The organism is Streptomyces sp. RK9, from assembly GCF_045070545.1.
GTDB lineage: Bacteria > Actinomycetota > Actinomycetes > Streptomycetales > Streptomycetaceae > Streptomyces > Streptomyces alboflavus.
Map to the genome: position 1 here is coordinate 4,051,986 of NZ_CP173704.1, position 10,111 is coordinate 4,062,096.

General features: G+C 74.3%; 8 protein-coding genes. All 8 read left to right on the forward strand.

Features of this window, described 5'->3' with window-relative positions; translation table 11 throughout:
* Positions 1 to 407 precede the first annotated feature (407 nt).
* The 8 genes from AB6L24_RS37615 (at position 408) to AB6L24_RS37650 (ending at position 10,100) form a co-directional block, all read left to right on the forward strand.
* Positions 408 to 1,769, forward strand: a complete 1,362-nt coding sequence (locus AB6L24_RS37615; RefSeq protein ID WP_405663150.1) for an inositol-3-phosphate synthase — start codon at positions 408 to 410, stop codon at positions 1,767 to 1,769.
* Between the two features lie 304 nt (positions 1,770 to 2,073).
* Entirely contained in the window at positions 2,074 to 3,477 is a 1,404-nt protein-coding gene (locus tag AB6L24_RS37620) for a UbiA family prenyltransferase (protein WP_405663152.1), read from the forward strand.
* On the forward strand, positions 3,474 to 4,415 hold the full coding sequence (locus AB6L24_RS37625) for a sugar phosphate isomerase/epimerase family protein (protein ID WP_405663154.1): 942 nt from the start codon (positions 3,474 to 3,476) through the stop codon (positions 4,413 to 4,415). Before AB6L24_RS37620 ends, AB6L24_RS37625 begins: the two co-directional genes overlap by 4 nt.
* Positions 4,416 to 4,630: 215 nt before the next feature.
* Complete coding sequence (locus tag AB6L24_RS37630) at positions 4,631 to 5,398, forward strand: EboA domain-containing protein (RefSeq protein WP_405663623.1); 768 nt, start codon at positions 4,631 to 4,633, stop codon at positions 5,396 to 5,398.
* Positions 5,398 to 6,246: a TatD family hydrolase gene (locus AB6L24_RS37635; RefSeq protein ID WP_405663157.1), complete on the forward strand. Its 849-nt coding sequence runs from the start codon at positions 5,398 to 5,400 to the stop codon at positions 6,244 to 6,246. The genes AB6L24_RS37630 and AB6L24_RS37635 overlap by 1 nt, the downstream gene beginning before the upstream one ends.
* A gap of 3 nt (positions 6,247 to 6,249) precedes the next feature.
* A complete protein-coding gene (gene eboE / locus AB6L24_RS37640) occupies positions 6,250 to 7,458 on the forward strand; it encodes a metabolite traffic protein EboE (RefSeq protein ID WP_405663160.1) in 1,209 nt (402 codons plus the stop codon).
* Positions 7,455 to 8,855: a nucleotide pyrophosphatase/phosphodiesterase family protein gene (locus tag AB6L24_RS37645; RefSeq protein WP_405663162.1), complete on the forward strand. Its 1,401-nt coding sequence runs from the start codon at positions 7,455 to 7,457 to the stop codon at positions 8,853 to 8,855. The genes eboE and AB6L24_RS37645 overlap by 4 nt, the downstream gene beginning before the upstream one ends.
* Positions 8,856 to 9,035: 180 nt before the next feature.
* Positions 9,036 to 10,100 carry a sugar phosphate isomerase/epimerase family protein gene (locus AB6L24_RS37650; protein ID WP_405663164.1) on the forward strand — a complete coding sequence of 355 codons (1,065 nt, stop codon included), beginning with the start codon at positions 9,036 to 9,038 and terminating at the stop codon, positions 10,098 to 10,100.
* Positions 10,101 to 10,111: the final 11 nt, after the last annotated feature.

Sequence of the window (10,111 nt, forward strand, 5' to 3'; positions counted from 1 at the left end):
GGAGCTCGTCGCGTGAGGGGCGGAGTCCGCATCGTCCGGCGTGGAACTCGCCTTGTGGGGCGTGGAGTTCGATCCGTGCGGCGTGGGGTTCGGTCTGCTTGGTGTGGAGTTCGGCCCGTGTGGTGCGGGTGAGGTGCCGCAGGGCGCGGATGCCCGTCCGCGTGGTGCGGGTGAGGTACCGCGAGGCGCGGGTCCCGGTCCGCGCGGCGCGGGTGAAGTACCGCAGGGCGTGGGCCCCGGTCCGCGCGGCGCGGGTGACGACCGTACGTGTCCGACGACAGGAGGCAGCCGTGTCCACCGAGTCCCCTTCTGCCAGCTCTGCCAGTTCTGCCAGCTCTGCCAGCTCTGCCAGTTCTGCCAGTTCTGCCAGTTCTGCGAGGTCTGCCAGGTCTGCCAGGTCTGCCGGCGTGCGCCCGGCCGCTTCCGACGGCCCGGGCCCGACCGGGGTGTGGCTGATCGGAGCGCGCGGCTCCGTCGCGACGACAGCCATCGCGGGCTGCGCGGCGATGTCGGCGGGGCTGCACCCGCCCACCGGCCTGGTCACCGAGACACCTCCCTTCTCCGGCACCGGACTGCCGACGTTGTCCTCCCTCGTCTTCGGCGGGCACGACACCATGGAGTGCCCGCTGCCCAAACGCGCCGAACACCTCGCCGCCGGAGGCGTCCTGCCCCACGGCCTCCCCGCCGCCGTGCACGCCGAACTGGCCGCCGCCGACGCCGAGATCCGCACGGGCGGGCCCCTCCCCGGCGACTCCCGCACCGACGACGAACTGATCACCGCCTTCGCCGAGGAGATCCGCGACTTCGCCCAACGCCACGGGCTGGCCCGCGTGGTCGTCATCAACGTGGCCTCGACGGAACCGGCGGTGGTGCCGGGTGGACCGGCGGTGGGCGCGACCGGGGTGGGGTCTGCTTCGGCGGGGTCGAGCTCGGACTCGGACTCGGGCTTGAGGTCGAGCTCGGACGCGAGCTTGAGGCCGGGGCCGGGCGGGCCGGGGCCGGGCGACTCGGCGTTCGCTTCTGCCGGGTCGGCCCCCACCGCCCCCGCACCGGGGCCGGGCTCGTCCGGATCGACGCCCGCCTCAGCCGAACCACCCCCCAGCTCCGCCGACCGGCTGCCACCCAGCTCCCTCTACGCCGCCGCCGCGCTCCGCGCCGGTGCCCCCTACGTCAACTTCACCCCCTCTACCGGCCTGCACCACCCCGCCCTCGCCGACCTGGCCGCCGCCTCCGGGCTGCCCTTCGCCGGGCGGGACGGCAAGACCGGGCAGACCCTGCTGCGGTCCGTGCTCGGCCCGATGTTCGCCCAGCGCGCCCTGGCCGTCCGCGCCTGGTCCGGCACCAACCTCCTCGGCGGCGGCGACGGCGCCGCCCTCGCCGACCCCGCCGCGGCCGCCGCCAAGAACGCCGGCAAGGAACGCGTCCTCGCCGACACCCTCGGCACCGTCCCCGAGGGCGAGGTCCACATCGACGACGTCCCCGCCCTCGGCGACTGGAAGACCGCCTGGGACCACATCGCGTTCGACGGCTTCCTCGGCACCCGCATGACCCTCCAGACCACCTGGCAGGGCTGCGACTCGGCCCTCGCCGCGCCCCTGATCCTGGACCTGGCCCGCCTCCTGGCCCGCGCCCACGAAGCGGGACTCGACGGACCACGCCCCGAACTCGCCTTCTACTTCAAGGATCCCGACCCCGGCGCCACCTCCGCGCTGCCCGACCAGCACCTCGCACTCCTCGCCTTCGCCGACCGCCTCCGGGAGACCACGTGAACGCCCGGCGCCCGGTCCCGCATCGGCCGCCTCACCCTGCGCCCGGGTCGGTCCCTGCGCCCGGGTCGGTCCCCGCGCCCGGGTTGGCACCTGCGCCCGGGTCGGTCCCCGCGCCCGGGTTGGCACCTGCACCCGGGGTGGTCCCCGCGCCCGGGTTGGCCCCCGTGCTTGCGTCGGTCCCCGCGCCCGCGTCGACCTTCGTGCTCGCGTCGGCCTCCGTCACCGCGCCCGCCGCCGCACCGCCACGGCCGCCCGCACCCCAGCCACCCCAGTCACCCCCTTCCACCCGACCCGAGGAGGTCTCATGAACCTCCGCGCCTGGGCCGAACTCCTGCGCCTGCCCGCCCTGTTCACCGTCCCCGGTGACGCCCTCGCAGGCGCCGCCGCCACCGGCCTGCGCCCCGGCCGGGGCACCTTCCTCGCCATCGGTTCCTCCGTCTGTCTGTACGAGGCCGGGATGGCCCTGAACGACTGGGCCGACCGCGACGAAGACGCCGTCGACCGGCCCCACCGCCCCATCCCCTCGGGCCGCGTCACACCCACCGCTGCCTTCACCGCCGCCGTCGCGCTCACCGCGGGCGGCCTCGCCCTGGCCTCCCGCGCGGGCCGCCCCGCCCTGGCCACCGCCACCGCCCTCGCCGGTACGGTCTGGGCCTACGACCTGGGCCTCAAGCGCACCCCCGCCGGACCCGTGGCCATGGCGGCGGCCCGGGGCCTCGACCTGCTCCTGGGGGCCACGGCCACCGCAACGGGGGCGAGAGCCCGGTCGGACAGGCGCGCACGTCCGTCCTCGGCCGGGGACTCCGGCGCCGCGCCGGCGGCCGCGAACACCGCACCCGGGACGACCCGCAAGGCCTCACCCGGGACGACCCGCAAGGCCTCACCGGGGACGACCCGCAAGACTGCACCCGGGGCGGTCCGCGAGGCGTCACCCGGGCCAGCCCGGTCCGCCGAGCCCTCGGCGACCCGCCCCATCACGTCCGGCGCGCCCCACTCCACCAGACCCGAGGCAGCCGTCAGCGCAAGCCGAACCCCCCTCTCGACCGCACCCCACCGCACCGCATCGCACCCCACCGCACTCCACCGCACCGGCCCTCACCGCACCGACACCCACCTCCCTGGCCGCCACACGCACCCCCACCGTCCCGGCCCCGCGGGAGCGGCCATCGCCGCCCTGCCCGCCGCGGCCACCCTCGCCGCCCACACGCTCGCCGTGACCACGGTGTCCCGGCACGAGACCCAGGGCGGTTCCACCGGAGCCCCGTTGGGCGCCCTCGCCACGACCCTCGCCCTCGGGCACGCCGTGGCGTACACCTCGCACCCCCCGGCAGGCCGGCGGACCGCAGCCGCCGCCGGCCCGCCGGGCACCACCTCCGGCCTCCCGGGCGCCGACTTCCGCCTCCGGGGCGCCACCTTCGGCCTCTGGGGCACAAACTCCCGGCTCCCGGGCACCGCGGCCGCCGTCCGGGCGAGCACCACCCTCGCCCTGGGCACGGCCTACGCCACCACGGCCGCCCGCCCCTACCTCCACGCCGCCCTGAACCCCTCACCTCCCTTGACCCAACGCGCCGTCGGCGGCGGCATCCGTGCCCTGATCCCGCTCCAGGCTGCCCTCGCTGCCCGCTCCGGTGCCCTCGGCACGGCCTTGTTCACGGCGGCCCTGGCCCCGCTGGCCCGCCGGTTCGCCCGCAAGGTGAGTGTGACGTGAGCGCGGGCGACGGCACGTTCGCGGGCGGGACGGCGGGCGCACCCGTGCGACCCCGGTTCGGCTACGGCACCAACGGGCTCACCGACCTGCGGCTCGACGACGCCCTCGGCCTCCTCGCCGACCTCGGCTACGCCGGAGTCGGACTGACCCTCGACCACATGCACCTGGACCCCCTCGCGCCCGACCTGGCTGCCCGTACCCGCCGCGTGGCCCGGCGCCTCAACCGGCTCGGCCTGACCGTCACCGTCGAGACGGGTGCCCGCTATGTCCTCGACCCGCGCCACAAACACGGCCCCTCCCTCCTCGACCCCGACCCCCAGCGCCGCGCCGACCGCGTACGCCTGCTCGTCCGCGCCGTCCAGGTCGCCACGGACCTGGACGCCCACGCCGTCCATTTCTTCAGCGGCATCACCCCCGACGGCACCGACGACGCCACCGCCTGGCAGCGCCTCACTGACGCCCTCGCCCCTGTCCTCGCCGCGGCGTCCGGCGCCGGAGTACCGCTCGCCATCGAGCCCGAACCCGGCCATCTGCTCGCCACACTCGCCGACTTCCACCACCTCCGTCAGTTGCTCGGCGACCCCGAGCCGCTGGGCCTGACCCTCGACATCGGCCACTGCCAGTGCCTCGAAGCCGAGTCACCCGCCGACTGCGTGCGCGCCGCCGCGCCCTGGCTCCGGCACGTCCAGATCGAGGACATGCGCCGCGGCGTCCACGAACACCTCCCGTTCGGTGACGGCGAGATCGACTTCCCGCCCGTCCTGCGTGCCCTCGCCGCCACCGGCTACCAGGGCCTGACCGTCGTCGAACTGCCCCGCCACTCCCACGCGGGCCCCGAACTCGCCTCCCGTTCCCTTGAGTTCCTGCGCCGGGCCGACCGGATCGCCGCCGCCGGTCCCGCCGTCCGCGAGGCCGCGTCACCAGGAGGAACCACGTGAGCCACAGTCCACGGACCCTCACGACCGGCCTCCCTGCGGTAGCCGACCTCCGCTCCCACCTCGACGCCGCCCTCGGCGACGCCGCCCGCACCTGGCTCGACCAGGCCGTCACCGCAGCGGTCGCGAGCCGCTCCGGCAACACCGCCACACCAGCCACCCCCGTGGAGACCACCCCCGTCCAGGCCGTCCCGGTCCAGACCGCCTCGACCCAAGCCATGCCGACCCCGGCGCCCTCAGCTCAGACGCCCTCGGCCCAAGCAACCTCCGCCGAGGCCACCCCGGCGCGCCCCCGCCCGGCCGCCCACCTCTCCGCGTCCGGCCCCACTCCCAGCTGGGAGCTCCGCTTCGCCGAAGCGGGCCGCCGCTGCGGGCCCGAGCACGCCGACACCGCCCGACTGGTCCTCCTGCACGCCGCACGCGCGGACACCGCCACCCTCGCCCGGCTCTACGAACAGGGCACCGCGACCGAACGCCGCGCCGTCCTGGCCGCCCTGCCGCACCTGGTGCCGGGGCCCGAGGCGCTGCCGCTGGTCGAGGACGCGCTGCGCACCAACGACACCCGGCTCGTCGCCGTCGCCCTCGGCCCGTACGCCGCCGAGCACCTGGCCCCGCACGACTGGCGTCACGCCGTCCTCAAGTGCCTGTTCACCGGCGTCCCCGTCGACGCCGTCGCCGGTCTCGCCCACCGTGCCCGGGCCGACACCGAACTGGCCCGCATGCTCGGCGACTACGCCGCCGAACGCACCGCCGCCGGCCGCACCGTCCCCGGAGATCTGTACCGCGTCCTGGCCCTGACCGACCCGCCGACGGCGACCGACGCCCATCCCTCGGCCACCACGGGCCCAGGCGACCGCGCCACGAGTCCCGACCACCCGGCGACTGCGGACCCCGACCACCCGTCGGCCACCAGCCCCGGCCGGCCGGCGGCCCCCGCCCCCTTCGCGCCCCCTTCGACGTCCACCGGCGAGGACCTGGAGTACTGATGCGCATCTTCGACCCCCACATCCACATGACCTCCCGCACCACCGACGACTACGAGGCGATGCACGCCGCCGGGGTCCGCGCCGTCGTCGAGCCCGCGTTCTGGCTCGGCCAGCCCCGCACCTCGCCCGCCTCCTTCGTCGACTACTTCGACTCCCTCCTGGGCTGGGAACCCTTCCGCGCCGCCCAGTACGGCATCGCCCACCACTGCACGATCGCGCTCAATCCCAAGGAGGCGAACGACCCGCGGTGCACGCCGGTCCTCGACCTGCTGCCGCGCTATCTCGTCAAGGACAACGTCGTCGCCGTCGGTGAGATCGGCTACGACTCCATGACCCCGGCCGAGGACACCGCCCTCGCCACCCAGCTGCAGCTCGCCGCCGACCACGAACTGCCCGCTCTCGTGCACACCCCGCACCGCGACAAGCTGGCGGGCCTGCGCCGCACCCTCGACGTCGTCCAGGAGTCCGCGCTGCCCCTGGAACGGGTCCTGATCGACCACCTCAACGAGACCACCGTCAAGGAAGCCAAGGACGCGGGTTGCTGGCTCGGCTTCTCCGTCTATCCGGACACCAAGATGGACGAGGACCGGATGGTGGCGATCCTGCGGGAGTACGGACCCGAGCAGGTCCTTGTGAACTCGGCCGCCGACTGGGGAAAGAGCGATCCGCTCAAGACCCGCAAGGTCGGCGACGCCATGCTGGCGGCCGGATTCGACGAGGACACCGTCGACCACGTGCTGTGGCGCAACCCCGTGGCCTTCTACGGGCTCAGCGGCCGCCTCGCCCTCGACGTCACGGACACCGAGGCCACCCACGAGGGCAACTCCATCCTGCGCGGCGGTGCGTGAGCCATGCGCTTCCGCCACCCCGACGGGTCCACCGTTCACCTCGCGTACTGCACGAACGTCCACCCCGCCGAGACCCTCGACGGCGTCCTCGCCCAGCTGCGCGACCACTGCGAGCCCGTCCGCAAGCGCCTCGGCCGCGACCGCATCGGCATCGGCCTGTGGCTCGCCAAGGACGCCGCCCACGCCTTGGTCACCGACCCGGCCGCGCTGCGCGGACTGCGGGCCGAGCTCGACCGGCGCGGCCTGGAGGTCGTCACCCTCAACGGCTTCCCCTATGAAGGGTTCGGCGCCGAAGAGGTCAAGTACCGCGTCTACAAACCGGACTGGGCCGACCCCGAACGCCTCGCCCACACCACCGCCCTGGCCCGCGTCCTCGCCCAGCTGCTGCCGGACGACGTCACCGAAGGCACCATCTCCACCCTTCCGCTCGCCTGGCGCACCACCTTCGACGCCACCCGCGCTGACGAGGCCCGCACCGCCCTCGTCGCGCTCGCCCAACGCCTGGACGCCCTCGCCGAGCTGACCGGCAAGTCCATCCGCGTCGGCCTCGAACCCGAGCCCGGCTGCACCGTGGAGACCACCGGCGACGCCATCGCCCCCCTCACCGCGATCGGCCACGACCGCATCGGCATCTGCGTCGACACCTGTCATCTCGCCACCTCCTTCGAAGATCCGGGGACCGCGCTCGACGCCCTCGCCGCCGCCGACATCCCCGTCGTCAAGTCCCAGCTCTCCGCCGCCCTGCACGCCGAACACCCGCACCTGCCGGACGTCCGCGCGGCCCTCGCCGCCTTCGACGAACCCCGCTTCCTGCACCAGACCCGCACCCTGCCCCACGAGCCCGGCGGGGCCGCCACCGGTGGGACCCTCGTCGCCACCACCCTGCGCGGCACCGACGACCTCGGCGAGGCCCTCACCCGCCACGCCCTGCCCGACTCGGCGCCCTGGCGCGCCCACTTCCACGTCCCCCTGCACGCGCCCCCCGCCGCGCCCCTCACCTCCACGCTCCCGGTCCTCAAGGACACGCTCGCCCGGCTCGTCGGGGGACCGCACCCCCGCACCCGCCACCTCGAAGTCGAGACCTACACCTGGCAGGCCCTCCCGCCCGAGCTGCGCCCCCGCGCCCGCCCCCAGCTCGCCGACGGCATCGCCGCCGAACTCACCCTCGCCCGCGACCTGCTGACCGAGCTCGGCCTGAAGGAACTGCCATGACCCCTCCCGCTCCGGCACAGCCGAACCCGCTGCTCGTCCTCGACGTCGTCGGCCTCACCCCCCATCTGCTCGACCACATGCCGCACCTCGCGGCCCTCGCCCGGTCCGGCTCCCGCGCGGCCCTGGGCACCGTCCTACCCGCCGTCACCTGCGCCGCCCAGTCGACCTTCCTCACCGGCACCATGCCCGCCGAGCACGGCATCGTCGGCAACGGCTGGTACTTCCGCGAGCTCGGCGACGTCCTGCTGTGGCGCCAGCACAACGGCCTGGTCTCCGGCGACAAGCTGTGGGACGCCGCCCGCCGCGCGCACCCCGGCTACACCGTCGCCAACATCTGCTGGTGGTACGCGATGGGCGCCGACACCGACTTCACCGTCACCCCCCGCCCCGTCTACTACGCCGACGGGCGCAAGGAACCCGACTGCTACACCAGGCCCCCGGCCCTGCACGACGAACTCACCGAGAAGCTCGGCACCTTCCCCCTCTTCCACTTCTGGGGCCCGGGCGCGGACATCGTCTCCAGCCGCTGGATCGTCGACGCCACCCGCCACATCCTCACCACCCGCCGGCCCGACCTGGCCCTGTGCTACCTCCCTCACCTCGACTACGACCTGCAGCGCTTCGGCCCCGACGACCCGCGCTCCCACCAGGCCGCCGCCGACCTCGACGCGGCCCTGGCCCCGCTCCTGGACCAGGCCCGGGCAGAGGGCCGCACCGTCGTCGCCCTGTCCGAGTACGGCATCACCCGGGTCAGCCGACCCGTCGACATCAACCGCGCCCTGCGCCGCGCCGGCCTGCTGGACGTGCACACGCAGGACGGCATGGAGTACCTCGACCCGATGGCGTCCCGCGCCTTCGCCGTCGCCGACCACCAGATCGCCCACGTCTACGTCCGGCGGCCCGAGGACCTGGAGGCCACCCGCGCCGCCCTCGCCGACCTGCCCGGCATCGAGCAGCTCCTCGACGACGAGGGCAAGAAGACCCACCACCTCGACCACCCGCGCTCCGGCGAGCTCGTCGCCATCGCCGAGCCGGACGCCTGGTTCACGTACTACTACTGGCTCGACGACGCCCGCGCGCCCGACTTCGCGCAGCTCGTCGAGATCCACCGCAAGCCCGGCTACGACCCCGTCGAGCTGTTCATGGACCCCCAGGACCCCTACGTCCGCCTCAAGGCCGCGGGCGCCCTAGCCCGCAAGAAGCTCGGCATGCGCTATCGCATGGCGGTCGTGCCCCTGGACCCCTCACCTATTCGCGGCAGCCACGGCCGCCTCCCCACGAGCGATGACCTGGACTCCGGGCCGCTCATCCTGTGCTCCACCCCCCACGCCGTCACCGGCCGCGTCGCGGCCACCGATGTGAAATCGCTCCTGCTGCGCCTCGCCGGCCTGGCTTGAGCGATCTGTCTCCACTGAACCAGAGGGCGCGGACCACGCCATCAGGGTCCGCCCCCGACCTCACCCTGATCCGTCATTCGAACTGATCCCTGATCAGCCCTCGATCCGCGGTCGGCCCCCGACCCCTGCACCACCCCTGAACCCACCCCCTGAACCCGAATCCAGCCAGGGAGACACCGCATGAGCCGCAAGCACACCCCGGACGACCCCGAGCTCGCCCACAGACTCAGCCGACGCGGCATGCTCGGCGTCGCCGCGGGCACCACCGCGGCCGCGCTCGTCGGCGCCGTCGCCGCCACGGCACCCGCGGCCGCGGCCGAGCCCGCCCCGGCGGCGCGGGGCAAGGGCCGGGGCCGCCCCGTCCTGCCGCCCGGCCGCCTCGGCATCCAGCTCTACAGCCTCCGCGACCGGGTCTCCACCGCCGGATTCGCCACCGTCTTCCGCGAGTTGGAGCGCTACGGCTACGACGAGATCGAATTCGCCGGATACACCCAGGGCTCCGCGGGCCCCATCACGCTCGCGCAGCTCAAGCGGTTGGCCCACGACCACGGACTGAACCCGATCGGCAGCCACGTCGGCTACTACGACAACGGCAACCCGAACGCGTACACGTTCGCGCAGAACCTCACCAAGGTCCTCGACGACGCCGAGGCGCTCGGCCTCAAGCACATCGGCACCGCGTCGGGGCCCTTCCGCTACGGCTCGACCGTCGACGGGTGGAAGCGGGCCGCGGAGGACTTCAACACGTACGGGGAAGCGGCACGCGCGCGGGGGATGAAGTTCTACCAGCACAACCACGCCGAGGAGTTCTCCTTCGCCACGGACAAGCCGAGCGTGCGCCTCTACGACGTGCTGCTCGCCGAGACCGACCCGGACCACGTGTTCCTGGAGATGGACATCTACTGGGCGTACTCCGCGCAGTTCCGCTTCGGTAAGCAGGCGGACGGCACCCCGCGGCCCTTCGACCCGCTGGACTACGTCCTCAAGCGACCGCACCGCTATCCGCTGTTCCACGTCAAGGACGGCGTCCGGGACGACTCCACCCGGGACGGCTACCGCATGTCGGACGTCGGTGACGGCGACATCGACTACAAGAGGTTCCTGTCCAAGGTGACCGCCCGCACCCACAACGGGCGCCGCTACCACCACTGGCAGGCCGAGCACGACAACCCGGCCGAGTCCTACGCGTTCGCCCGCAAGTCCAGCGCGCACCTGCACTCCCTCCGGGAGCGCTGCGGCGACTGAGACGGGGGGAG